Annotated in this window: 22 protein-coding genes; 12 read left to right on the top strand and 10 right to left on the bottom strand. The window is 72.6% G+C overall.

Annotated features, from left to right (window positions below; all coding sequences use genetic code 11):
* Window positions 1-16: 16 nt before the first annotated feature.
* Complete coding sequence (locus ACA361_RS20100) at window positions 17-322, bottom strand: hypothetical protein (protein ID WP_375013791.1); 306 nt, start codon at window positions 320-322, stop codon at window positions 17-19.
* Window positions 323-537: 215 nt separating this feature from the next.
* Here ACA361_RS20100 and ACA361_RS20095 point away from each other — a divergent pair, with 215 nt between their 5' ends.
* The 6 genes from ACA361_RS20095 (at window position 538) to ACA361_RS20070 (ending at window position 3652) form a co-directional block, all read left to right on the top strand.
* On the top strand, window positions 538-699 hold the full coding sequence (locus tag ACA361_RS20095; RefSeq protein WP_366621918.1) for a hypothetical protein: 162 nt from the start codon (window positions 538-540) through the stop codon (window positions 697-699).
* A 176-nt stretch (window positions 700-875) separates the two neighbouring features.
* Complete coding sequence (gene rpsF / locus ACA361_RS20090; protein WP_366621920.1) at window positions 876-1166, top strand: 30S ribosomal protein S6; 291 nt, start codon at window positions 876-878, stop codon at window positions 1164-1166.
* Between the two features lie 37 nt (window positions 1167-1203).
* Window positions 1204-1758, top strand: coding sequence for a single-stranded DNA-binding protein (locus ACA361_RS20085; protein WP_375013788.1), 555 nt, complete (start codon window positions 1204-1206; stop codon window positions 1756-1758).
* A gap of 58 nt (window positions 1759-1816) precedes the next feature.
* Entirely contained in the window at window positions 1817-2053 is a 237-nt protein-coding gene (gene rpsR / locus ACA361_RS20080) for a 30S ribosomal protein S18 (RefSeq protein WP_019631633.1), read from the top strand.
* Window positions 2054-2069: 16 nt separating this feature from the next.
* Window positions 2070-2516, top strand: a complete 447-nt coding sequence (gene rplI / locus ACA361_RS20075) for a 50S ribosomal protein L9 (RefSeq protein ID WP_366621924.1) — start codon at window positions 2070-2072, stop codon at window positions 2514-2516.
* A gap of 227 nt (window positions 2517-2743) precedes the next feature.
* Complete coding sequence (locus tag ACA361_RS20070) at window positions 2744-3652, top strand: peptidoglycan recognition family protein (RefSeq protein ID WP_375013785.1); 909 nt, start codon at window positions 2744-2746, stop codon at window positions 3650-3652.
* A 28-nt stretch (window positions 3653-3680) separates the two neighbouring features.
* Here the strand turns inward: ACA361_RS20070 and ACA361_RS20065 are convergent, their stop codons facing one another.
* Complete coding sequence (locus ACA361_RS20065) at window positions 3681-3869, bottom strand: hypothetical protein (RefSeq protein WP_366621930.1); 189 nt, start codon at window positions 3867-3869, stop codon at window positions 3681-3683.
* Between the two features lie 99 nt (window positions 3870-3968).
* Window positions 3969-5294 carry an MATE family efflux transporter gene (locus ACA361_RS20060; protein ID WP_375013783.1) on the bottom strand — a complete coding sequence of 442 codons (1326 nt, stop codon included), beginning with the start codon at window positions 5292-5294 and terminating at the stop codon, window positions 3969-3971.
* Window positions 5295-5644: 350 nt separating this feature from the next.
* Here ACA361_RS20060 and dnaB point away from each other — a divergent pair, with 350 nt between their 5' ends.
* A complete protein-coding gene (gene dnaB, locus ACA361_RS20055) occupies window positions 5645-8266 on the top strand; it encodes a replicative DNA helicase (RefSeq protein WP_375013781.1) in 2622 nt (873 codons plus the stop codon).
* A 6-nt stretch (window positions 8267-8272) separates the two neighbouring features.
* Here dnaB and ACA361_RS20050 read toward each other — a convergent pair whose 3' ends face one another.
* The 4 genes from ACA361_RS20050 to ACA361_RS20035 all read right to left on the bottom strand — a co-directional run bounded on the left by ACA361_RS20050 (window position 8273) and on the right by ACA361_RS20035 (window position 10982).
* Window positions 8273-8635: a MerR family transcriptional regulator gene (locus ACA361_RS20050; protein WP_375013779.1), complete on the bottom strand. Its 363-nt coding sequence runs from the start codon at window positions 8633-8635 to the stop codon at window positions 8273-8275.
* Window positions 8636-8647: 12 nt separating this feature from the next.
* On the bottom strand, window positions 8648-9391 hold the full coding sequence (locus ACA361_RS20045; protein WP_375013777.1) for an SDR family NAD(P)-dependent oxidoreductase: 744 nt from the start codon (window positions 9389-9391) through the stop codon (window positions 8648-8650).
* Window positions 9392-9546: 155 nt separating this feature from the next.
* A complete protein-coding gene (locus ACA361_RS20040) occupies window positions 9547-9999 on the bottom strand; it encodes a MarR family winged helix-turn-helix transcriptional regulator (RefSeq protein WP_375013775.1) in 453 nt (150 codons plus the stop codon).
* A gap of 134 nt (window positions 10000-10133) precedes the next feature.
* Window positions 10134-10982, bottom strand: coding sequence for an NAD(P)-binding domain-containing protein (locus ACA361_RS20035; RefSeq protein ID WP_375013774.1), 849 nt, complete (start codon window positions 10980-10982; stop codon window positions 10134-10136).
* Between the two features lie 95 nt (window positions 10983-11077).
* On the opposite strand from ACA361_RS20035, the gene ACA361_RS20030 reads away from it, so the two are divergent.
* Window positions 11078-14413 carry a BTAD domain-containing putative transcriptional regulator gene (locus ACA361_RS20030; RefSeq protein ID WP_375013772.1) on the top strand — a complete coding sequence of 1112 codons (3336 nt, stop codon included), beginning with the start codon at window positions 11078-11080 and terminating at the stop codon, window positions 14411-14413.
* Window positions 14414-14655: 242 nt separating this feature from the next.
* Here the strand turns inward: ACA361_RS20030 and ACA361_RS20025 are convergent, their stop codons facing one another.
* Window positions 14656-15786: a methyltransferase gene (locus tag ACA361_RS20025; protein WP_375013771.1), complete on the bottom strand. Its 1131-nt coding sequence runs from the start codon at window positions 15784-15786 to the stop codon at window positions 14656-14658.
* Window positions 15787-15854: 68 nt separating this feature from the next.
* Entirely contained in the window at window positions 15855-16712 is an 858-nt protein-coding gene (locus ACA361_RS20020) for a helix-turn-helix domain-containing protein (protein ID WP_375013769.1), read from the bottom strand.
* 90 nt (window positions 16713-16802) lie between these two features.
* On the opposite strand from ACA361_RS20020, the gene ACA361_RS20015 reads away from it, so the two are divergent.
* From ACA361_RS20015 to dnaN, 4 genes are read left to right on the top strand one after another with little or no spacing between them, the layout of a single operon-like run.
* The gene (locus tag ACA361_RS20015; protein ID WP_375013767.1) at window positions 16803-18200 is read left to right on the top strand and encodes an MFS transporter; all 1398 of its coding nucleotides are present in this window, start codon (window positions 16803-16805) and stop codon (window positions 18198-18200) included.
* Window positions 18201-18250: 50 nt separating this feature from the next.
* Window positions 18251-19720 (top strand): AlkA N-terminal domain-containing protein, encoded by a 1470-nt coding sequence (locus ACA361_RS20010; RefSeq protein WP_375013765.1) that lies wholly within the window; start codon window positions 18251-18253, stop codon window positions 19718-19720.
* Between the two features lie 11 nt (window positions 19721-19731).
* The gene (locus ACA361_RS20005) at window positions 19732-20229 is read left to right on the top strand and encodes a methylated-DNA--[protein]-cysteine S-methyltransferase (RefSeq protein ID WP_375013763.1); all 498 of its coding nucleotides are present in this window, start codon (window positions 19732-19734) and stop codon (window positions 20227-20229) included.
* A gap of 60 nt (window positions 20230-20289) precedes the next feature.
* Window positions 20290-21438, top strand: a complete 1149-nt coding sequence (gene dnaN / locus ACA361_RS20000; RefSeq protein WP_375013761.1) for a DNA polymerase III subunit beta — start codon at window positions 20290-20292, stop codon at window positions 21436-21438.
* A gap of 272 nt (window positions 21439-21710) precedes the next feature.
* Here the strand turns inward: dnaN and ACA361_RS19995 are convergent, their stop codons facing one another.
* Window positions 21711-22715, bottom strand: a complete 1005-nt coding sequence (locus ACA361_RS19995; RefSeq protein ID WP_375013759.1) for a hypothetical protein — start codon at window positions 22713-22715, stop codon at window positions 21711-21713.
* Window positions 22716-22744: the final 29 nt, after the last annotated feature.

The raw sequence follows: 22744 nt of genomic DNA, 5'->3' as shown, positions 1-22744 counted from the left end.
CCACCGACAACAGCGGTCAGAGCGAGAAACCGCCATGGCTCAGCGCGAACGCGGCCCCGACGAACGAGGTCACCATGCCCACCACGTTCAGCCAGCGCTCGCCCGTCGTGGCCGACACCAGCTGCGAGTACAGCGCGACCGGAAGGCCGATGGTGCCGGCGAGCGCGCCGAAGAAGTGCGTGGCCGGGATGAAACCGAGGACCAGGGCGACCAGCCCCAGCGTGATCGCGGTCACCGCGAGGGAGTTCTCCACGGGGTGGCGCTCACCGTCGGTGTTGAGGGTGAGTGCCGACCGCTTCTTCCCGGTCGCCTCCTGTGACATGGGGGACACCTCTTCCTCAGATCCTCCGGACGGTCGGTCCGTCTCGTCCGTCTCGCCCGTGGGTCCTGCCCGGACGCCCGTAGAAGATTCCCGCCGAAGTCGTTGATCATTCGGCCCGGGCGCGACCGAAAATGTCGGCGGGCCGGGGTAACGTCGAACATGGATTCGAGGACGCCGCTTCCTGCGGGGAACGGGGAGCGTCAGGAGGTGCTCAGATGAGGCAGAGCGAACTCGCCGTCATCGGCGACGCGGAGCTCGTGGAGGAGCTGTCGGTGCTGACGACGCAGACGGCCCGCATGCGCGCCCGCATGGCCGACATCATGGCCGAGCTGGACCGCAGGCGGTGCGCCAAGGCCGCACCGGCCGCCCGCCGCTAGCCCGCGGGCGGCGACCCCGAAACGGCGTTCACGCTGCCGACTCTTGGTAGCCTGTATCGGTCTCGCGGCAGGTGGCCGGTCACCCGGCCGGCGCCACGCGGCCGCGAAGGACGCAAGAGCCCTCCTGTCACGGAGAGACCGTGACCGCATCAGTCCAGAGGAGGTAGGGACACAGCATGCGTCGTTACGAACTCATGGCCATTCTCGACCCCGCCATCGACGAGCGCACCGCCAACGCCGCGCTCGACCCGTTCCTGAAGGTCGTCAAGGACGGCGGCGGGAGCGTCGAGAAGGTCGACGTCTGGGGTCGCCGCCGGCTGGCGTACGACATCCAGAAGAAGTCCGAAGGCATCTACGCGGTGGTCGACCTCTCGGCCGAGCCTGCCACGGTCAAGGAGCTCGACCGGCAGCTCAACCTGAGCGAGTCGATCCTCCGTACGAAGGTCATCCGCCCCGAGGTCCACTGAGCCTGGCTCAGGCCCTCACCACAGCCGGAGCGAGCCAATGGCAGGCGACACCGTAATCACGATCGTCGGGAACCTCGTGGAGGACCCGAACCTACGTTTCACCACGAGCGGCCAGGCGGTCGCGTCGTTCCGCATCGCCTCGACCCCGCGGTTCTTCGACCGCCAGTCGGGCGACTGGAAGGACGGCGAAGCGCTCTTCCTCACCTGCAACGTCTGGCGGCAGGCGGCCGAGAACTGCGCCGAGACCCTGCAGCGCGGCATGCGGGTGATCGTGCAGGGGCGCCTCAAGCAGCGCTCGTACGAGACCCAGCAGGGTGAGAAGCGCACCGTCTACGAGATCGAGGTCGACGAGGTCGGCCCCTCGCTGCGCAACGCCACCGCGAAGGTCAACAAGACCCAGCGGCAGGGCGGTGGCGGCGGCGGTTTCGGTGGCGGCTCCGGCGGTGGCGGCGGCTTCGGCGGCGGCCAGCAGGGCGGCGGCGGCCAGCAGCAGGGCGGCGGCTTCGGCGGCGGCGCCCCGGCCGACGACCCCTGGGCCACCGGCGGCGGCTCCGGCGGTGGCGGCGGATTCTCCGACGACCCGCCGTTCTAGCCCACACGACAACAGTCCATTCCCGCGCGAGCGGGGCTCTCATCAAAGGAGCACCACGATGGCGAAGCCACCTCCTCGCAAGCCGAAGAAGAAGGTTTGCGTGTTCTGCCAGGAGAAGATCTCCTACGTCGACTACAAGGACACGGGCCTGCTGCGGAAGTTCATCTCCGACCGCGGCAAGATCCGTGCCCGCCGGGTCACCGGCAACTGCACCCAGCACCAGCGCGACGTCGCCACGGCGATCAAGAACGCTCGTGAGATGGCGCTGCTGCCGTACACCAGCACCGCGCGCTGAGGAAGGAGGACCAACCATGAAGCTCATCCTCACTCAGCAGGTCTCCGGTCTCGGTGAGCCCGGCGACGTCATCGAGGTCCGCGACGGCTACGGCCGCAACTACCTCGTCCCCCGCGGGTTCGCCATCAAGTGGACCCGGGGCGCGGAGCGCGAGATCGACTCGATCAAGAAGGCGCGCTCGGCCCGCGAGATCGCGACCGTCGAGCACGCCCGCGAGGTCGCCGGCGCCCTGCAGTCCCTCAAGGTGACCCTGCGCACCCGCACCGGCACCAACGGCCGCCTCTTCGGCGCCGTGACCGCCGCGGACATCGCCGAGGCCGTCAAGGCCGCCGACGGCCCCGACCTGGACCGCCGCCGCATCGAGATCGGCAACCCGATCAAGACCGTCGGCACCCACCGGGTCAGCATCCGGCTGCACTCCGACGTCAACGCCACCATCGACGTGGACGTCGTGGAAGCCTGAGCCCGCCGCTCGCGGCGAGCCACCGCACCGCTCCGCGTTCCTCACCCCGCTCCGGCGGGCGGAACGCGGAGCGTTCTGCGTTCCGGCACCCCTCAGCGAAACCGCAGGTCAGATTGCTGGGGGATTGAACGATTCACGGGAAACGCCCCTGAACCTCCGGGTCTTTGGCTCCGTCACCACATGATCGCTACCGTCCGTTAGTGGATCATCACGTGGAGGAGGCCGATGTGTCCACACATCCGGAGCGCGGGTTCACCCGCCGTGGCATGGCGGGAATCCTCGGCCTGGGAGCACTCGACCTGCTCATGCCCGGCCGCGCGCTCGCCCAGGAAAGCGCGCTCGCCGCGGAGGGCGAGGAGCCGCCCTTCAAGGTGTACAGCAGGGACGAATGGGGCGCGCTGCGCCCCACCCGGCCCGCCCAGGTGATCTCCCGGGCGCCGGACCGGATCGTCGTCCACCACACCGCGACCGCCAACACCAAGGACCGCTCGCTCGCGCAGGCGTTCCGGCTCTCGCGGGAGATCCAGCGCTTCCACATGCGGGGGCGCGGCTGGAACGACGCCGGCCAGCAGCTCACCATCAGCCGCGGCGGGTACGTGATGGAAGGCCGCAACCGCAGCCTGGAGGCGATCCGCACGGGCCGCCACGCGGTCGGAGCGCAGACCCTGCACCACAACCGGCACACGATCGGCATCGAGAACGAGGGCACCTACAGCAGGGCGCCCGTCCCGTCCCGGCTGTGGGACTCCCTCATCGACACGTGCGCATGGCTGTGCACGGCGTACGATCTGGACCCGTTCCGCGCCATCGTCGGCCACCGCGACCTGTACTCGACCGACTGCCCCGGCGACATCATGTACGCCAGGCTCACCGAGCTGCGCACCCGAGTCGCGCTGCGCCTGGACGGCGGCTCCGACAAGGAGGCGGCCGAGGCCACGCCGCCGTCCGAGGTGAACGAGGCGGACGCGCCGGCGCCGTCGGCCGAGCCCAGCGCGCCATCGCCGTCCCCCTCCCAGAGCGGACCCGCGCGCCCCTCTGCGAGCACGCCTCCGGGCTCACCTGCGAGCCCGTCTCCGAGTGCTTCGGTCACCCCTCCCAGGCAGAACCTGCTGCCGGACGTGAACGTCCCGGACTGAATCCGTGCCGGCGGGGTGCGTTCCGCGGTCAGGACTCCGGGGTCGTGTACCGGGTACGGCGGCGGGCGATCTCGGGATCGATGCCCTCGACGAGCGACCAGATGCCGGCGACCCGTTCGACCAGCGTCTCCGGAGGCAGGCCGGCCAGGCCCTCGGCCGCGAGGTCGTCGATCGCCTGCGTCAGGCGGGCCATCCGCTCGCCGTGCGTGGAACACATGTTCGAATACTAGCGAGAGTGGCGGCTGGGGCGCGTGGGCTTTCGCGACATCCCTCGGGAACGGTCACTGAGCTGGGACGACGACGGTCCCGCGGCGTGTCAGCGGGTGGCGCCCGTGACCAGCCACGCCTCGCCCCGCGCGCGGTGCCCGAGAGTGATCAGCCGGGCCACCATCCACACCCCGATCGCCGCCCACAGGCCGAGCAGGCCCGCTCCCGCCCCGTACGCGAGGAGCGCCGCGGGCAGGAACGCCAGCGTCGCGACCAGCGAGGTGATCGCGAGGTACGGGCCGTCCCCGGCACCGATCAGGATGCCGTCCAGGACGAACACCACACCCGCGATGGGCTGCAGCAGCGCGACCAGGATCAGCGAACCGAGCAGAAGGCTCCGCACCTGGTCGTCAGTGGTGAACAGGTCCGGCAGCCAGGGACGCACGACCAGGATCCCGACCCCGAACACGATGCCGCAGGCGATCCCCCACTGGATCATCCGGCGGGTGGCCGCCCGCGTGCCGCGCACGTCCGAGGCACCGAGGTAGCGGCCCGTGATGGCCTGCCCGGCGATCGCGATGGCGTCCAGGGCGAAGACCAGCAGGTTCCAGATCTGGAAACCGACCTGGTACGCGGCGATCTCGGGATCGCCCATCCGGGCGGCGATGGACGTTCCGACGATCAGCACGACGCGCATGGCCGCGGTGCGCAGCAGCAGGTGCGCGCCGGCCGTCGCCGCGGTGCGCACACCGGCCAGGTCGGGGCGCACGGGCGCGCCGTGCCGGCGGGCGGCGCGCAACACCATCGCGATGTAGACGGCCGCCATCGCGGTCTGGGCGATCACGGTGCCCCAGGCCGAGCCCGCGATCCCCCAGTCCAGCACCAGAACGAACACGACGTTCAGGACGAGGTTCGCGCCGAAGCCGCCGATCGACACCAGAAGGGGCGTGCGGGTGTCCTGGAGGCCCCGCAGCACCCCCGTACCGGCGAGGACGAGCAGCATTCCCGGGATGCCCAGCAGGCTGACCTTGAGGTAGGTCTGCGCGTACGCGTCCACCGAGGGCGACGACCCGAACATGTCGACCAGCCAGGGCACCAGCGGCCAGCCCGCGACGATCAGCGCGACGCCGATCACCACCGCCAGCCACATCCCGTCGATCCCCTGGCGGATCGCGGCCTTCAGATCGCCCGCGCCCATCTGGCGCGCGACGCCGGCGGTCGTTCCGTACGCGAGGAAGACGCAGAGGTAGACGAGCGTCGCCAGCGCCTGGCCCGCCACGCCGAGCCCGCCGAGCTGCGCGGTGCCGAGATGGCCGATGATCGCCGAGTCGGTCAGCAGGAAGAGCGGTTCGGCCACCAGAGCGCCGAAAGCGGGTACGGCGAGCCGCAGGATCTCGCGGTCGTGCGGGTTCGCACGCAGGGGTGAGCCGACCATACTGCCGCTTACGGTAGCAGATGTAAGGGATGCACCGAGTTTGTCCCTTACGAGGCGGAAAGGTGGCCGGCGGCCGGACTTTCTTTCCCACACAGCCGGTGGATGACGTTACCGCAGGTCAGAAGCAACGAACGCGAGACGGTCCACAGTTGTCCACAGGGTTGTCCCCAGCTCGTGCACAACCTTTCCGGCGTGTCTGCACAGCGCGTCCACAGGCTCGTCCACAGATCTTTTTGCCGACCGGGCGTGCTGCCCCAGAGAATGTCGGAGCCGTCCGGTAAACGTGGGGCGAACGGTCCTCGACGAGCGGCCGGGGCCGGCCGGCGGCAGATGGCAAGGGGGTGCGCAGGATGAGTGTGACCGAGCTCGGATCGCACGAGCAGGAGTTCGAACGCACCCCGCCGCACGACATCGCCGCCGAACAGGGCGTGATCGGCGGCATGCTGCTCTCCCAGGACGCCATCGCCGAGGTCATCGAGGTCGTCAGCACCCACGACTTCTACCGGCCCGCGCACCAGATCATCTACGACGCGATCCTCGACCTGTACGGGCGCGGCGACCCGGCCGACGCCGTCACCATCTCGGGCGAACTCACCAAGCGCGGCGAGATCGGCCGCATCGGCGGCGCCCCGTACCTGCACACGCTGATCTCCTCGGTCCCCACCGCCGCCAACGCCGGCTACTACGCCAAGATCGTCCGCGAGCGCTCGGTGCTGCGGAAGCTGGTCGAGACCGGCACCCGGATCGTCCAGATGGGGTACGCCGCCGACGGCGCCGACGCCGACGAGGTGCTCGACCGCGCCCAGGCCGAGGTCTTCGCCATCGCCGACAAGCGCACCGGCGAGGACTACGTACCGCTCAGCGAGATCATGCCCGGCGCGCTGGACGAGATCGAGGCCATCGGCAGCCGCGGCGGCCAGATGGTCGGCGTCCCCACCGGCTTCGCCGACCTCGACGCCCTCACCAATGGCCTCCACCCCGGCCAGATGGTAGTGGTGGCTGCTCGACCTGCGATGGGTAAGGCCCTAAATGTCGATACACCCCTTATAACCCCCACGGGTTGGACCACGATGGGGCAGGTCAAGGTGGGGGACCACCTGATCGGGGCCGACGGGAAGCCGACCCGCGTCGTCGCCGCCACCGAGGTCATGCACGGCCGCCCCTGCTACGAGGTCGAGTTCTCCGACGGAGAAGTGATCATCGCGGACGCCCAGCACCAGTGGCGTACGACGACCCGCGCGAGCCGCTGCCAGAGCGGCCAACGCATGACGGCCCACCACTGGTCCGACGAGTCGATCGATCGTGTCCGCTGGGCGACGGCGGCCGCCAACGAACGGCCCGGCCGGCTCATCACGCACCGCCAGGCGATGTCCGTGGTCGGCGCGGAGTCCAAGCACGCGCTCTACACGGGCACCAGGACACTCGGCCACCAGGGTGAGGCCGATACGGGCATCTCCAAGCGTCAGCCCCGCTACGAGCACACGGCCCTCTATCGAGGGCTGCTGGGACGTGCCGCACGTCCGAAGAACTTCGCCACGACCGCGCAGCACCGTCCCATCAAGACGACGAAGGAGATCGCGACCACGCTGCGCTGCGATGGCGACGGCCGTCCCAACCATGCCGTGGACGTGGCCGCGCCGCTCCAGCTTCCTCCTGCGGAATTGCCCATCGACCCCTATGTCCTCGGGGCATGGCTCGGTGACGGTGCCAGCCGGACGGGGAGCATCACGTGCTTTGACGAGGAGATCCTGAGAGAGATCGAAGCGGCCGGGCAGCCGGTCGTGCGCCGCCGCACTCCAGGGGATCTCGGTCTCCCCGGTCTCACCACCAAGCTCAAAGAGCTCGGGCTCTTCCGGAACAAGCACGTACCCGCGCGCTACCTACGGGCGTCGGAGGCGCAGCGGCGGGCGCTGCTGGCCGGGATGCTCGACACCGACGGATACGTCTCCGAGAACGGGCAGGCCCAGCTCGGCTTCGTGAACCAGCGGCTGGCCGAGGGGGCGCACGAGCTGATCCTCGGCCTCGGCTACCGCGCGACGATGACGACGAAGCCCGTCAAGGGGCGTTCGCCGGAAACCTCGACGTACTACCGGATCAACTTCACTCCGGCCGAGCCCGTCTTCCGGCTTCCGCGCAAGCTGGCGCGGCAGCGCAGGACGGTGGATCCGAAGGCCCGGGTGCGCTACATCGTGGACGTGCGGCCGATTCCCAGCGTGCCGGTGCGGTGCGTGCAGGTCGACAACGCCGACCACATGTACCTGGCCGGTCGTTCCTGCATCCCGACGCATAACTCGACGCTGGCGCTTGACTTCGCCCGTGCCGCGTCCATCAAGCACGGGCTGACCTCGGCGTTCTTCAGCCTGGAGATGGGGCGCAACGAGATCACGATGCGGCTGCTGTCGGCGGAGGCGCGGGTGGCGCTGCACGCGATGCGTTCGGGGACGATGCAGGACGAGGACTGGACGCGGCTGGCGCGGCGGATGAGCGAGGTGGCCGAGGCGCCGCTGTTCATCGACGACTCGCCCAACATGTCGATGATGGAGATCCGCGCCAAGTGCCGGCGCCTGAAACAGCAGCACGACCTGCGGCTGGTGATCATCGACTATTTGCAGCTGATGACGTCGGGCAAGCGGGTGGAGAGCCGCCAGGTCGAGGTGTCGGAGTTCTCCCGTTCGCTGAAGCTGCTGGCCAAGGAGCTGGGCGTGCCGGTCATCGCGCTTTCCCAGCTCAACCGTGGTCCGGAGCAGCGGACGGACAAGAAGCCCATGGTGTCCGACCTTCGCGAATCGGGCAGCATCGAGCAGGATGCGGACATGGTGGTGCTTCTGCACCGTGAGGATGCGTACGAGAAGGAGTCGCCTCGGGCGGGCGAGGCCGACCTGATCGTGGCGAAGCACCGTAACGGTCCGACCGCCACCGTCACCGTGGCGTTCCAGGGGCATTACAGCCGCTTCGTCGACATGGCGCAGTAGCCGCCGTTAAGGGGGCGGGGCTCCGCCGGTCGCGGCGCGGAGCGCGTCGGCCAGGTGGTTCCTGGCCTTCGTCTGGGCGGCGATGCGGGCGTCGAGGACGGCGAGGCGGTTCTGGGCGATCCGGATGCCCTCGGGTGAGGGTGCGGCGCCGACGTCCCCGTCCAGGCACGGGAGGAAGGCGCGGACGTCGTCCACTGTGAGGCCCGCTTCCAGGAGGACGCGGATGTTGCGGACGCGGATGAGGGCGCGTTCGTCGTAGACGCGGTAGCCGTTGCTCGCGCGCGCCGAGTCGATCAGGCCGGCCTGCTCGTAGTGGCGCAGGGCACGGGGTGTGGTGCCCGTGGCCCGCGCCAGTTCACCGATCTGCATCCGACAGAGGTATCACGCGATCACGGCGCCTCCGTCGACGGGGAGGACGGTGCCGGTGACGAAGGACGCCCGCGCGGAGGCCAGCGCGGTGATCGCCCAGGCGACCTCGTCGGGACGGCCGATGCGGGCCATCGGGGTCTGTGCGAGCTGCCACTTCCGTACGGCGGTGATCTGTTCGGGAGTGAGGCCCTGATGCTCGCCGATGGGGGTCTCGATGGCGCCGGGGGCGACGGCCAGCACGCGGATGCCGCGCGGTGCCAGTTCGACGGCCCAGGCGCGGGTGAGCGTTTCCAGGGCGGCCTTCGTGGCGGCGTAGACGGAGTTGCCCGGCCAGGCGCGCTGCCCGACCGAGGTGGTGACGTTGATGACGGCGCCGTTGTCGAGGACGGGCAGGGCCGCCTGGGTGAGGAGGATGGGCGCCACGAGGTTGGTCGCGACCTGAGGGTCGATCGTCCGGCGGGTGATCGTGCCCAGCGGGCCGCTCTGGACGATGGCGGCGTTGTTGACGAGGACGTCCAGCCGGCCGGAGGCCGCCAGGGCGGAATCGATGATCTCCTGTGGGGCGCCGTCGGCGGTGATGTCGGCCGTGACCGGGCGGATGTTCGGGTGTCCGGCGGCGGTCTCGGCGAGCGGTTCGGGGCGGCGGCCGACCGCGATGACGTGCGCGCCCTCGTCCGCGAACGCGCGTGCGGTGGCGCGGCCGATGCCGGTGCCGGCTCCGGTGACGATGACGGTCCTGGGCTGTTCGGTGCTCATGGGATGAGCCTGAAACCCTGCCGCCTGCGTCAAGGTCAAGGTGAGGTTCGCCGGGTGAAGCCGGAGGTGTTCTGGGCTGAGCCGGGGCCGGAGTTGCGGGGGGCGGGGCTGACCATCGTGATCGATGGTCAGGAGAGCCGGTATTGAGGCCGTGGTCAGGGGGTGCGGTGGTGGTCGGCGATTTTTGCCAGGAGGCGGGTGAGCTGGTCGCGTTCGGCCGGTGAGAGGGGGGCCAGCAGCTCGTCCTGGATCTCGGTGACGACGCCGTCGAGGCGTTCCAGGTGGCGGCGGCCGGCGGTGGTGAGCGTGATGATGTTGCGCCGGCGGTCGGCCGGGTCGGGGGCGCGTTCGATCAGCCGGCGGGCGGCCAGCTCGTTCAGCGCGGCGACGACGTCGCTGCGGTCGATCCCGGTGCGGCGGCCGAGGGCGGCCTGGCTGGCCGGGCCGAACTCCTCCAGGGCGGCGAGCAGCCGGTAGTGGTAACCGCGGCCGCCGGCGGCGGCGAAGCGTTCGTGCACCAGCCGGTGGCCGTGCGTCGAGACCTGGCTGATCAGCCAGCTCGGCGCGTGCTTGAGGCGTGCGGGCTGCGCGTCGTCCCCCGTGGTCATGCGGCGATGATACCGAACCGTTGGCCATACCCACGATGCCGCTGCCCGCCATGTCGACTCGTGGCGTGTCGTGCTCTCGCGCGGGTGCGGGAGGGGAGACACGCCACGAGTCGACGTCGGGCCTGGTGGGGGCGTCAGGCTTGGGCGATCTCGTCGATCAGCGGGGGGAGCAGGTCGTCGTACCCGGCTGCGACGATGTCGCGCATGGGCGTGAGCATGTGGGTGAGCAGGGACATCGGGGTTCCCTCGCCGCGCGCGCCCTCGACGATGTTGGCCAGGCCGATCGCCTGCATGCCGAGCGGGGAGTCCGAGTCGTCGCCGGCCGCGCCCATCGCGATCGGGCCGGCCATGGCCTGCAGCCAGGGCGCGAGGTACTCGGCGGAGAACGCTTCGGCGCGCTCGTCGCCGACCATGGCCTGGGCGTGCCGGACGCCGGAGGCCATCCCGTACATGGCGCTGAGCAGCGCGAGGTCGTACAGCGCCGCCAGGCCGGGCTCCTCCCCCAGGAAGCGTGCGCCGCCGAGTGCCCCGAGGGTCTCCCGGTGCCGGTCGAACGCCGCCCGCGAGCCGCTGTAGAGGACGAACGCGGCGGCCGGGTCGCCGATCAGCGGGGGAGTCGCCATGATCCCGCCGTCGACGTAGGCGATGCCGTGCCCGGCCGCCCACGCCGCGGCGGTGCGGGCGTGCTCGGGCGTGCCGTTGGTGAGGTTGACCAGGTCGCGGCCGGACAGGACGTCCGCGGCCGGGCCGAGCAGGGCGTCCACGACCTCGTGGTCCAGCAGGCAGGCGATCACCAGCGGGCTCGCCGCGGCCGCGTCGGCGACGGTCGCCGCGCGGGTCGCGCCCCGTTCGACGAGCGGGCGGGCCTTCTCGGGCGAGCGGTTCCACACGGTCGTCGGGTGCCCCGCCTCGATCAGCGCGGTGGCGAGCGCGGTGCCCATGGCGCCGAGCCCGAGGATCGTCACGGGTGTCTTGTCGGTCATCGGTCGCTCCTCAGTCGGTGGTTACGGGGACCACTGTGCGCGGGGGCGGTTGTGGTCCGGCTCCGGCCGGGTTGTGGTCCGGCTACCGTGGCGGCGTGCGTTTCGGGGTGCTGGGGCCGCTGGAGGTGCGGGCGGCGGACGGGAGTGCGGTGCGCGTGCCCGAGACCAAGGTCCGGGCGCTGCTGGCCGTCCTGCTCGTCCATCGCGGCCGCCCGGTGCCCGCGGACCGGCTGATCGAGGACCTGTGGGGGGCGGAGCCTCCGGGCGGGGCGGCCAAGACGCTGCGCGCGAAGGTGTCGCAGCTGCGGCGTGCCCTGGCGGACGCGGGCGCGGGCGCGCGGGAGCTGCTGGTGTTCAGCTCCCCCGGATACCTGCTTAGGGCCGGGGACGGCGATGTCGACGCGGACAGGTTCGAGGATCTGCTGCGGCGGGCGCGCGAGCACCGGGACGATCCGCGGCGGCGGGCCGCGCTGCTGTCGGAGGCGCTGGAGCTGTGGCGCGGGCCGGCGTTCGCCGGGTTCGCGGACGAGGAGTTCGCGCGGGCGGAGGCGCAGCGCCTGGAGGAGCAGCGGCTCGTGGCGGTCGAGGATCTCGCCGAGGCGCGCCTGGAGCTGGGCGAGCACGCCCTGCTGGCCGGGGAGCTGGGCGCGCTCGTCGGCGCGCATCCGCTGCGCGAGCGGCTCCGTGCCGCGCACCTGCGCGCCCTCTACCTGTCGGGTCGCCAGAGTGAGGCGCTGGCCGGGTACGCCGAGACGCGCGACCGCCTGCGGGACGAGCTGGGGCTGGACCCGGGCCCGGAGCTGGCCGCCCTCCACCAGGCGATTCTGCGCCAGGACGCGGCGCTGGAGCCGCGGCCGGTCCGGGCCGTTCCCCGGACGAACCTGCCGGCGCCCCTCACCGAACTGATCGGCCGCGAGGAGATCGTCCAGGAGGTGCGCGGGCTGCTGGCCGGCGGTAAGGAGCGGCTTGTCACCCTGACCGGGCCCGGCGGGGTGGGCAAGACGCGGGTCGCGTTCGAGGCCGCGCGGCGGGCGGCGGACGCGTTCCCGGGCGGCGTCGTGGCGGTGGAGCTGGCCGCGCTGGCTCCCGGCCCGGGCGCGGCCGCGGGCGTGGTGGAGGCGGTCGCGGCGGCGTTCGGCGTCCGGGACGGGGCGACGGCGCGTCCCGGGCCGGAGGACCGCTCGCGTCCGCTGGCCGACCGGCTGGTCGAGGCGGTACGGAATCGCCGGGCGCTGCTCGTGCTGGACAACTGCGAGCATGTCGTGGAGCCGGTCGCCGAGCTGGTCGCGGCGGTGCTGCGGGAGGCGCCGGAGCTGCGCGTCCTGGCGACCGGGCAGGAAGCGCTGGGGATCGTGGGTGAGCGGCTGCGGGCCGTGCCGCCGCTCGATCTTCCCGCGGCGGGCGTGCCGGACGGTCCGGGGGAGCTGGAGCGGCGGTCGAGCGCGGTGCGGCTCTTCGTGGCGCGCGCGGCGGCCGCGTCGCCGGGTTTCGCGCTTGACGCCGGGAACGCCGCCGACGTCGTGGCGATCTGCCGCCGCCTGGACGGCGTCCCGCTCGCGCTGGAACTGGCCGCCACCCGGGTCAGGGCCATGGGGGTGCGGGAGCTGGCCGCCCGGCTGGACGACCGGTTCCGGGTGCTGAACTCGGCCCCGCGCGGAGTGCCGCCGCGGCAGCGCACCCTCCGCGCGGTGATCGACTGGAGCTGGGAGCCGCTGCCGGAGCCCGAACGCGCCGTGCTCCGCCGCCTCGCCGCGCACGCCGATGGCTGCACGCTGGACGCCGCCGAGGTGGTGTGCGCGGGCGAGGTGCGTGCCGGGGGGACGGGTGCCGTCGTGCTGCCGGACGAAGTGGTCGGCCTCCTGGGGCGGCTCGTCGAACGCTCCTTGGTCGTGCTCGTGGAGACGCCCGGAGGCGGCGTTCGTTACCGCCTGCTGGAGTCGGTCGCCGCGTACGCCAGGGAACGTCTGGTCGAGGCAGGGGAGTTCGACGGCGTCCGCCGCCTGCATCGCGACCACTACATCGCCCTGGCGGAACGTGCCGCACCGCTCCTGCGCGGCCGCGAACAGCGCCGCTGGCTCGAACGCCTGGACGCCGAGACCCCCAATCTGCGCGCCGCGCTGAACAGCGCGCTGGAGGACGGCGCCGAGAAGGAGGCACTGCGCCTGGTCAACGCGCTCGGCTGGTACTGGTTCCTGCGCGGCCGCTTCACCGAGGCACACCGCTCGTTCCGCATGGCCCTCGCGCTGGGTGACGGAGCCGACGTCGGCGGACCGGCGGAGGACGCTCGCGCGGAGGAGCGGCGGGCGGCGGCCGCGGTCTGGCGCGCGGCCATGGCGCTGCTGGTGCTCGACGGCAGCGACCCCGATCCGCTACGGCAGGCGCGCGCGGCCGTACGGCGGTACGACGAGATCGACGATCCGGCCGGGCGGGCATGGGCGTGCTGGTTGCTCGGCTACTGCACGCTGGGGTTCGCGGAGGCGTCAGCCGGGTTCGAGCTGGTGGAACGGGCGCTGCGCGAATACCGGGCGCAGGGCGACCGCTGGGGCGCCGCCGCGGCGCTGAGCGTGCGCGCCGAGGTGTCGCTCTACAGCGGGGAGCCCGACGGTGTACGGCGCGCCGCAACGGCCGGTGCGGAGAGCCGGGCGCTGTTCCGCGAGCTCGGGGACGGCTGGGGCGAGCTGCAGGCCGTGCGCGTCCTCGGCGAGCTGGCCGAGATCACCGGGGACCACGCGGGCGCGGAACGGCTGCGCCGCGACGGGCTGCGCGTCGCCGAGGACCTCGGGCTGTGGAACGAGGTGTCCGGGATGCTGGCCCGCCTGGGCCGGGTCGCGCTGCTGACCGGCGACCACGCGCGCTCCGCGGAGCTGCACCGGCGGGCCCGCGACCTGGCGGCGGAACGGTCGTTCCCGCGCGGCGAGGAGTTCGCCGAGATCGGGCTGGGGATGCTGGCCCGGCGGCAGGGGCGGCTGGACGACGCCGAACGGCATCTGCGCGCGTGGCTGGAGTGGTGCCGGCGCTGGGAGGGGGCGGGCGGCATCGCGTTCATCCTGGCGGAGCTGGGCTTCGTGGCGGAGCTGCGAGGGGCCGCGGGCGAGGCGCTGGCACTGCACGCGGAGGGCCTGGCCGCGGCGCGTGCCACCGGTGACCGCCGGGCGCTGGCGCTGGCCCTGGAGGGGCTGGCGGGCGCGCGGGCGCTCGCGGGCGAGCACGAGCGGGCGGCGCGGCTGCTGGGCGCGGCGGACGCGGCCAGGGCGTCCACGGGCGTTCCGCTCCCGCCCGCCGAACGCGGCGACGTCGACCGCGTCGCCGCGAGCGCGCGGGAGGCCCTGGGGAGCGACGCGTACAGGACCGCTTTCGAGGCGGGCCAGAAGACACCCGTGGACGACGCCGTCAGCCAGGAGATCGCCGAGCCTGGCTTGGGGGCGGTCTGAAAGCCGCTGTAATAAGCGGCGAGCAGCTCGGCGAGGATCAGGCTGGTCCGGCCTGGCAGCGGCCAGGGAGCCGCAGTAATACTCAGTGAGCGGCTCAGCCGAGGTCAGCCTGCTCCGCGGCTTGGCGGCGGCCTAGAAGTCGCTGTAGTGCGCGGTGAGCGGCTCGGCGGGGATCAGTCTGGTCCGGGGCCTGGAGGTGGCCTGGAAGTCGCTGTAGTACGCGGCGAGTGGCTCGGGAGGGATCAGCCCTGTGCGGGTCGCAGTCGCCAGAGCGACGTCACCTCGGCCGCGCGGGCGGCGTGGAGGCGGTCGCCGGGGTCCGCGGCACGCGGATGGCGCGGCCTGGTGTCGAGGCGGCCGGCGACCTCCAGGCCGCCCGCCGCGAACGCCTCAAGCAGCTCCTCGCGGGTGCGCAGGCCCAGGTGCTCGGCCAGGTCGGACAGGATGAGCCAGCCCTCTCCCCCGGGCTCCAGGCGCGCGGACAGGCCGGAGAGGAACGCCTTGAGCATGCGGCCGTCGGGGTCGTACACGGCGTGCTCCAGGGGCGAGCCAGGACGAGCGGGGACCCACGGCGGGTTGCACACCACGAGTCCGGCCCTTCCAGGCGGCCACATGTCCGCCTCTAGGACCTCGACGTTGACGTTGAGGCGGGTGACGTTCTCGCGGGCGCAGGCAAGCGCGCGCGGCTCCTGGTCGGTGGCGATGACCCGTTCGACGCCTCGGCGGGCCAGGACGGCCGCCAGCACTCCGGTACCGGTGCCGATGTCGAACGCGAGCTTCGTCCCGTCCGGGATCGGAGCCTCGGCCACCAGGTCCACGTACTCGCCCCGTACAGGGGAGAAGACCCCGTAGTGCGGGTGGATGCGTTCACCTGCAAGGGCCGGTATCTCGACGCCCTTGGCGCGCCATTCGTGCGCGCCGACCACGCCCAGGAGTTCGCGCAGCGACACCACATAGGGCTCGTCGGCCTGCCCGTACGCCTCGGTGCACGCCTGCCGTACATCGGGCGCGCGCCGCAGCGGAACGGCATGTCCCGCCTCGACGGGTATGAGCAGCATGCCCAGCGTGCGCGCTCGCTGCCCCTGCGCCTGGCGATGCAGATGGAATTCCTGCACCCGCGACGGCTCGGGCGCTTTCCGCTTCTTGCGCTTGGGCGTGCGGTCCGCGCGCCGCGCCATGGCCTGGAGCAGCTGCCGCGCGTTCTGGAAGTCGCCCTGCCACAGCAGCGCGGTGCCCTCGCAGGCGAGCCGGTACGCGTCGTCGGCCTTCGTCCGGTCGTCGGCGACCACGATCCGCCGGGGCGGGGGCGCGCCGTTCTCGGAACGCCAGCGGGCCGAGCGCTCCTCGCCGTCCTGCGTCCATCGGATGTCCACGCGCGCGTCCCCGGCCTTCCGGGCCGCCCGTCGCCGCCCCCCGGGAGCCGATTATCCCAGCGCGCGGCTCACGGATCGCCGTCCAGGTCGGCACTGGACGCGTGGGCGGACGTCGCGGCGAGCCTGTCGAGGGCCTTCTCGTACGGGGAGCCGGGCTCGGCCGCGTACAGCATGAGGCGGCTGAGGTCCGGGTCTCCGGGCAGGTGCAGGGTCTCGAACGGGAGGACGAGCGGGCCCACCTCGGGGTGGTCGATGCGCGCCTCCCCGTGCGTGAGGTCGGTGACCTGGTGGGCCGACCAGAGGCGGCGGAAGTCTTCGCTGCGTTCCAGCATCGTGTCGATGAGGCGCTTCAGGTGGGCGTCGCCGGGGTCTTCGCCAGAGCGGTAACGCAGGTGCGCGACGTTGCGCTGGGCGACGGCCTCCCAGTTGTCCCCAAGGCGGGCGCGGTAGTCGTCGTTGAGGTGGATCTGATGCGTCCAGGTGCGTTCCCCAGGAGGGACGCGGGCGAGGTCGACGAATACGGCGGCGGTGAGCCGGTTCCATGCGACGACGTTCGTGTGGTGGCCCACCACGTACGCCGGGGCATGCGTTATCGAATCCAGCAGGTGCTGGAGGGGCGCCCGCAAGCGGGGCGGGCCGTGATGCGGTTCCGTACGGGGCGGATGCGCGAGCCGGTGCAGGTGCGCCCGCTCGTCCGGGTCGAGTCGCAGCGCCTCGGCGATGGCGTTGAGCACCTCGCTGGAGGCGTTGTCGGCGTTCCCCTGCTCTAGGCGGATGTAGTAGGCGACGCTGACTCCGGCCAGCTGCGCCAGCTCCTCCCGGCGCAACCCGGGGACGCGGCGGCGGGTCCCGTACGAGCGCAGCCCCACCTCGTCCGGCTGCAAGCGCGCGCGGCGCGACCTCAGGAAGTCGCCCAATTCCGTCATGCTCGTGAGGGTAACCGCAGGGTGCCACTGGCAGTGGTACGAAAACCGGGGCTCTGGGTACGCCCGGCCGTACGGCCGATCGTGGACGCCATGACCACGATGACCACGGCCGCGACCGTCGCCGCGCCCCGCAAGGCGCGCATGGACTCGCGGCAGAAGCTGATCCTGACCCTCTTGCTCGGCGCGCAGTTCATGCTCGCCATCGACTTCTCGATCCTGAACGTGGCCCTCCCCGTAGTGGGCGAGGGCCTCGGTTTCAGCCTGACGGGGCTGCAATGGATCGCGACCGCGTTCGCGCTGCCCGCGGCCGGTTTCACCCTCCTCTTCGGACGGGTCGCCGATCTCGCGGGACGGCACCGGATGCTGCTGGCCGGCATGGCGCTGCTCGCGCTCGGCTCCCTGCTGGGCGGCCTGGCGACCACACCGGCGCTGCTGCTGGCGGGGCGCGTTCTGCAAGGGCTCGCGACGGCGATCGCGACCCCGGCGGCGCTGTCGCTGCTGACGACCTCGTTCGCGGAGGGGCCGCTGCGGTCCCGGGCGCTCGGCCTGAGCGGGGCGCTGATGTCGGCGGGGTTCACGGCGGGTGCGGTGCTCGGCGGGGTGCTGACCGACCTGCTGAGCTGGCGCTGGGCGTTCCTGGTGAACGTTCCGGTGGCGGTCGCCATCCTGGTCGCGACACCGCTGGTGATCAAAGAGAGCCGGGCCGCCGAACGGGCGCGGCTGGACGTTCCGGGCGCGGTGACCGTCACCGGCGGCCTGCTCGCCCTCGTGTACGGGATCACCGCCGGGAACGCGCCCGCCCTGCTCCTGGCCGCCGCGCTGCTCGCCGCGTTCGGCCTGATCGAACGGCGCGCGAAGGCCCCGCTGGCGCCGCCGCGCGTGCTGGCCAAGCGCACCGTGACGTGGGGGAACGTCGGCGGGTTCGTCGCGTTCGCCACCGAGACCTCGCTGGTCTTCCTGATGACGCTCTACCTGCAGCAGGTCCTCGGATACTCGCCGCTGGTCACCGGGCTGGTGCTCGGCGTCCTGGGCGCGGGCACCGTCGCGGGCGGGATCGCGGCGCACCGTTTCATCGCGCGGATCGGCGGGCGCTGGACGCTGGTGTCGGGCCTGGTGCTGCAGGCCGCCGCGACGGCCGCGCTGCTCGGCCTGGGGGAGACGCGGAGCTCGCTGGGGCTGCTGCTGATCGCCACGGCCGTGGGCGGTTTCGGGAACCTGGTGGCCATCGTCGCCTTCATGGGCGTCGCGACCTCCGGGCTGCCGGACGGCGAGCAGGGCCTGGCGACCGGGCTGGCGACCATGACCCAGCAGGTCGCGATCACGCTGGGCATCCCGGTCATGAGCGCGGTCGCGACGGCGCGCGGCGACGTCCTGGGGGGCGTGCACGCCGCTACGCTGGTGAACGCCGGTCTCGTCCTGGCCGGTGCCGCCGTCGTCGGCGTGTTCCTGCGAACGGGCCGTACGGCGCGCGCCGTGCCGCCACGTTGATGTCGGATTCTCGCTAGTGAAAGCCGCTGACATCGGCGATCGTTGAACCCATGCACGAGGACGTGGAACGTTGCGTACGGGCGGTGCGGTCCAAGGACGCGCGGTTCGACGGCTGGTTCTACACCGGCGTAGTCACCACCGGCATCTACTGCCGGCCCAGCTGCCCGGTGGTGCCGCCGAAGCCCGCGAACATGCGCTTCTACCCGAGCGCGGCCGCGGCGCAGCAGGCGGGCTTCCGGGCCTGCAAGCGCTGCCGCCCGGACGCGAGCCCCGGCTCCCCCGAATGGAACCACCGCGCAGACGTGGTGGCCCGGGCCATGCGCCTGATAGCGGACGGCGTCGTCGACCGTGAAGGGGTGCCGGGGCTGGCGGCCCGCCTCGGGTACAGCACCCGGCAGATCGAACGGCAGCTCCGCGCCGAACTCGGCGCGGGGCCGCTCGCTCTGGCCCGCGCCCAGAGGGCCCAGACGGCCCGCCTGCTGATAGAGACCAGCGCGCTGCCCATGGGGGACGTCGCGTTCGCGGCCGGATTCGCCAGCATCAGGGCGTTCAACGACACCGTCCGCGAGGTCTTCGCACTGACCCCCACCCAGCTCCGGGACCGGGTCGCGCGCGGGCACCCCGCCGCAGGCACGCAATCGCTCTCCCTGCGGCTGCCCTTCCGCGCTCCCCTATGCCCGGACAACCTGTTCGGCCATCTGGTGGCCACCGGCGTACCCGGCGTAGAGGAGTGGCGGGACGGCGCGTACAGGAGAACGCTGCGCCTCCCCCATGGGCACGCGATCGTCGCGCTCACTCCCCAGCCGGACCACGTCGCGTGCTCGCTGACGCTGACCGACCTCCGCGACCTGGCCATCGCCATAAGCAGGTGCCGCCGCATGCTGGACTTGGACGCGGATCCCGTCGCGGTCGACGACCTCCTGCGTACGGACCCGGTACTGGCGCCCCTCGTCGACAAGGCCCCCGGACGCCGCGTGCCCCGGGCGGCCGACGCCGCCGAGTTCGCCGTACGCGCCGTACTCGGCCAGCAGGTGTCGACCGCCGCGGCCCGCACCCACGCGGCGCGCCTGGTGGCGGCCCACGGCGAGCGGATCACCGACCCGGCGGGCGGCCTCACCCACCTGTTCCCGAGCCCGCGGGACCTCGCCGAACCGGACCCGGCCGCCCTCGCGTTCCCGCAGGCCCGCCGCGCCACCCTCACCACCCTCGCGGCGACGCTCGCCGCCGGCGAGATCGACCTCGGCGCCGGAAGCGACTGGGACGAGGCCAGGGCGAAGCTCGCGGCCCTCCCCGGCATCGGCCCCTGGACCGTCGAGATCATCGCCATGCGCGCGCTCGGCGACCCCGACGCGTTCACCCCGTCCGACCTCGGCGTCCGCGCCGCCGCCCGCGAACTCGGCCTGCCCGCCACCCCCGCGGCGCTGACCCGCCGCGCGGCCGCCTGGCGGCCCTGGCGCGCGTACGCCGTCCAGTACCTGTGGGCGACCGGCGACCACGCCATCAACGACCTCCCCGCCTGAAGGAGAACACCATGCGCACGCACACGACGATCGAGAGCCCCGTCGGCCCCCTCACCCTGGTGATGACCGGCAACGCCCTGACGGGCCTCTACATGAACGCCCAGCGGCACCGCCCCCCAGAGGAGACCTTTGGCGTTCCTGCTGACGGCGACGCCACGTTCACCCCCATAGCCGAGCAGCTCAGCGCCTACTTCGCGGGCGAACTCACCACGTTCACACTCCCCGTCGCCTTCCAGGGCACCCCGTTCCAGCAGCGCGTCTGGAACGCCCTCCTGGAGATCCCGTACGGCGAGACCGTCACGTACGGCACCCTGGCGCGGGAGCTCGGCAAGCCCAGCGCCTCCCGCGCCGTCGGCCTCGCCAACGGCCGCAACCCGATCAGCATCATCGTCCCCTGCCACCGCGTCGTCGGCTCCACCGGCGGCCTCACCGGCTACGGCGGCGGCCTCGACCGCAAGCGCTACCTCCTCGACTTCGAGAAGCGCGTGAAAACCGAGACTCTCTTCTAGTTGTCGGACCCGGCCGCTACCGTTCCCGGTGCACGGCTTTCAGCGCGACGAGGGGGCACGATGGAGTTCCGGGTCGATCGGCAGGCGCTCGCGGACGCGGTGGCGTGGGCGGCGCGCACGCTGCCGTCGCGGCCCGCCCTCCCCGTCCTGGCGGGCCTGCTGATCGAGGCGTCCGACGGCGCGCTGTCCCTCGCCGGCTTCGACTACGAGGTCTCCGCCCAGGCCGTCCTGACCGGCGAGGACGTCACCGTCACCGAGCCGGGCCGCGCGCTGGTGCCCGGCCGCCTCCTCGCCGAGATCGTCCGCAGCCTCCCGCCGCACGACGTCGACGTCGCGCTGAAGGGCTCCGAGGTCGTCCTCACGTGCGGCAGCGCCGAGTTCGGCCTGCTCCCCCTGCCCGTCGAGGACTACCCCGCCCTCCCTGAGCCGCCCGCGCACGCCGGCACCGTCCCCGGCGACCTGTTAGCCGCCGCCGTCGCCCAGGTCACCCCCGCCGCCGGCCGCGACGACACCCTCCCCATGCTGACCGGCGTCCGGCTCGACATCGACGGCGCCACCATGCGGATGGCCTGCACCGACCGCTACCGCATCGCCGCCCGCGAACTCACCTGGACGCCCGCCGACCCCGCCTTCACCGCCGGCGTGGTCGTCCCCGCCCGCACCCTCGCCGACACCGCCAAGGCCATCAAGCCCGGCGCCGAGGTCACCCTCGACCTGTCCGGTTCCGGCGACGTGCTGATCGGCGTCTCCGGCGGCGGCCGCAGCATGACCACCCGCCTGCTCGACGACCAGTTCATCGACTACCGCTCCCGCCTCACCGGCACCTGGACGACCACCGCCCGCGTCCGCGTCGCCCCGTTCATCGAGGCCATCAAGCGCGTCGCCCTGGTCACCGAGCGCAACACCCCCGTACGGCTGGCCTTCACGCCCGGCGAGGTCCGCGTCCGCGCCGCCTCCGGCGACAACGCCCGCGCCAACGAGAGCCTCCCCGCCCTCCTGGACGGCGACGACATCGACATCGCCTTCAGCCCCCAGTACCTCCTGGACGGCCTGGCCGGCGTCGACACCGAGTTCGCCCGCCTCCAGTGCACCGCCCCCACCAAGGCCGCTCTCCTCAGCGCCGTCCCCGACAAGACCGACGACGACCACGCCACCGACACCGGCGAGGACACCGGCTTCCGCTACCTGGCCATGCCCGTCCGCATCTGAGACCCGAGCCGATCTCCGCACCGCGAGCACACGCGAACGCACCGGCGACAGAGCCGCCGGGCAAGAACATGGCAGGTACCCGCCGATAACCCCTCTCACCCACCTGAGCCGGCCTGCTCAGGCGGTGTGGACCCCAGGCGTTGCGATCGCGTCCGAAGGCAGGGGCGAGCGCAAGCGAGGCCCTGATCCCTGGGCGAGTCGGAGCGATGCAGCGATCGCCGCTTTGCCCGCCGGAAGGAAGGCCGTCCACGGCCTGACGCCAAGGACGAAGCCTAAGACTCTGCGGAGATGCTCTGGGGCGGGGTTGTCGGGGTTTGGCGGGTGGCCTGGTGGGAGCCGGTCAGCCAGGTGGTGGTGCCGGAGGAGGCGGAGGCCAGCCAGACGGCGGTGGTTCCCTGGGGGGAGTCGGTCAGGGTCCAGCGGGTGCCGTCGTAGTGGGCGAGTTCGCCGTGGCCGCCCGCGACCCAGATGTCGTCGGCGGCACGGGCGGTGATGGTGTTGGCGGAGGTCACCGGCGTCCTGGTACGGCTCCATTTGCGGCCGTTCCAGTGCAGGACGCGGTCGCGGCCGACGGCCCAGGCGTCGGACGGGGAGAGCGCCACGACGTCGGTGAGGGGGAAGCGCGTCGAGGGGGCGGCGACGCGGGTCCAGGCGCGGCCGTCGTAGTGCATGATCAGGGCGCCGCGGTCGGCGGCGCCGACGGCCCAGACGTCGTCGGGGGCGGTGCCGGAGACGGCGAGGAGCCTGCCCTTGGGGACGGGCGGCAGCGGGACGAGCCGCCACGAGCCCTCGGAGTGGTGCAGGGCCACCGGGCCTGGGACGTTCCAGGGGAGGCCGTGGCCCACGGCCCAGGCCGCGCCGGGGAAGAGGGCGACGTCGGTGAGGACGTAGCCCGTCTCCTCCGGGGCGTGGTCCTGCCAGGAGGCGCCGTTCCAGTGCCGGATCAGCGGGACCTCGCCGGCGGTGACGCGGTCATAGGCGCCGCCGACGGCGATGGCGCGTTCCGGGTCGGCGTCGATGCCCTGGAAGCCGGCGCCGATGTGGGCCGGTTCGGGCGGCGGCGCGGGCGGCGTCGTCCAGGACGCGCCGTCCCAGCGGGCGATCAGCGGGCGGGAGCGGGCGTGGCCGGCGACCCAGACCTCGCCGGGGGAACCGACGGCGACCGCGGCGAGCAGGTGCGGGGCCTCCAGGGCGGCGGGGGAGACGACCTGCCAGGCGGTACCGGAGCCGAGGGCCATGACCGTTCCGGAGACGCCTTGGGTCTCGCTTCCGTTCACCGGCTGCACACTCCTTCAACGCGCTGGCC

It is taken from the genome of Actinomadura sp. 21ATH, assembly GCF_041951345.1.
GTDB lineage: Bacteria > Actinomycetota > Actinomycetes > Streptosporangiales > Streptosporangiaceae > Spirillospora.
This window is presented reverse-complemented; position numbering and strand designations above follow the sequence as displayed.

Bases quoted from the DNA above. Each gene is read 5' to 3' on its own strand.
- ACA361_RS20085 (WP_375013788.1), top strand. From the start codon at position 1,204: ATGGCAGGCGACACCGTAATCACGATCGTCGGGAACCTCGTGGAGGAC.
- rpsR (WP_019631633.1), top strand. From the start codon at position 1,817: ATGGCGAAGCCACCTCCTCGCAAGCCGAAGAAGAAGGTTTGCGTGTTC.
- ACA361_RS20060 (WP_375013783.1), bottom strand. From the start codon at position 5,294: ATGGTCGGCTCACCCCTGCGTGCGAACCCGCACGACCGCGAGATCCTG.
- dnaN (WP_375013761.1), top strand. From the start codon at position 20,290: ATGGAGTTCCGGGTCGATCGGCAGGCGCTCGCGGACGCGGTGGCGTGG.
- ACA361_RS20100 (WP_375013791.1), bottom strand. From the start codon at position 322: ATGTCACAGGAGGCGACCGGGAAGAAGCGGTCGGCACTCACCCTCAAC.
- ACA361_RS20050 (WP_375013779.1), bottom strand. From the start codon at position 8,635: ATGCAGATCGGTGAACTGGCGCGGGCCACGGGCACCACACCCCGTGCC.
- ACA361_RS20045 (WP_375013777.1), bottom strand. From the start codon at position 9,391: ATGAGCACCGAACAGCCCAGGACCGTCATCGTCACCGGAGCCGGCACC.
- ACA361_RS20065 (WP_366621930.1), bottom strand. From the start codon at position 3,869: ATGTGTTCCACGCACGGCGAGCGGATGGCCCGCCTGACGCAGGCGATC.
- ACA361_RS20015 (WP_375013767.1), top strand. From the start codon at position 16,803: ATGACCACGATGACCACGGCCGCGACCGTCGCCGCGCCCCGCAAGGCG.
- ACA361_RS20040 (WP_375013775.1), bottom strand. From the start codon at position 9,999: ATGACCACGGGGGACGACGCGCAGCCCGCACGCCTCAAGCACGCGCCG.
- ACA361_RS20095 (WP_366621918.1), top strand. From the start codon at position 538: ATGAGGCAGAGCGAACTCGCCGTCATCGGCGACGCGGAGCTCGTGGAG.
- ACA361_RS20020 (WP_375013769.1), bottom strand. From the start codon at position 16,712: ATGACGGAATTGGGCGACTTCCTGAGGTCGCGCCGCGCGCGCTTGCAG.
- rplI (WP_366621924.1), top strand. From the start codon at position 2,070: ATGAAGCTCATCCTCACTCAGCAGGTCTCCGGTCTCGGTGAGCCCGGC.
- ACA361_RS20035 (WP_375013774.1), bottom strand. From the start codon at position 10,982: ATGACCGACAAGACACCCGTGACGATCCTCGGGCTCGGCGCCATGGGC.
- rpsF (WP_366621920.1), top strand. From the start codon at position 876: ATGCGTCGTTACGAACTCATGGCCATTCTCGACCCCGCCATCGACGAG.
- ACA361_RS20010 (WP_375013765.1), top strand. From the start codon at position 18,251: ATGCACGAGGACGTGGAACGTTGCGTACGGGCGGTGCGGTCCAAGGAC.
- dnaB (WP_375013781.1), top strand. From the start codon at position 5,645: ATGAGTGTGACCGAGCTCGGATCGCACGAGCAGGAGTTCGAACGCACC.
- ACA361_RS20005 (WP_375013763.1), top strand. From the start codon at position 19,732: ATGCGCACGCACACGACGATCGAGAGCCCCGTCGGCCCCCTCACCCTG.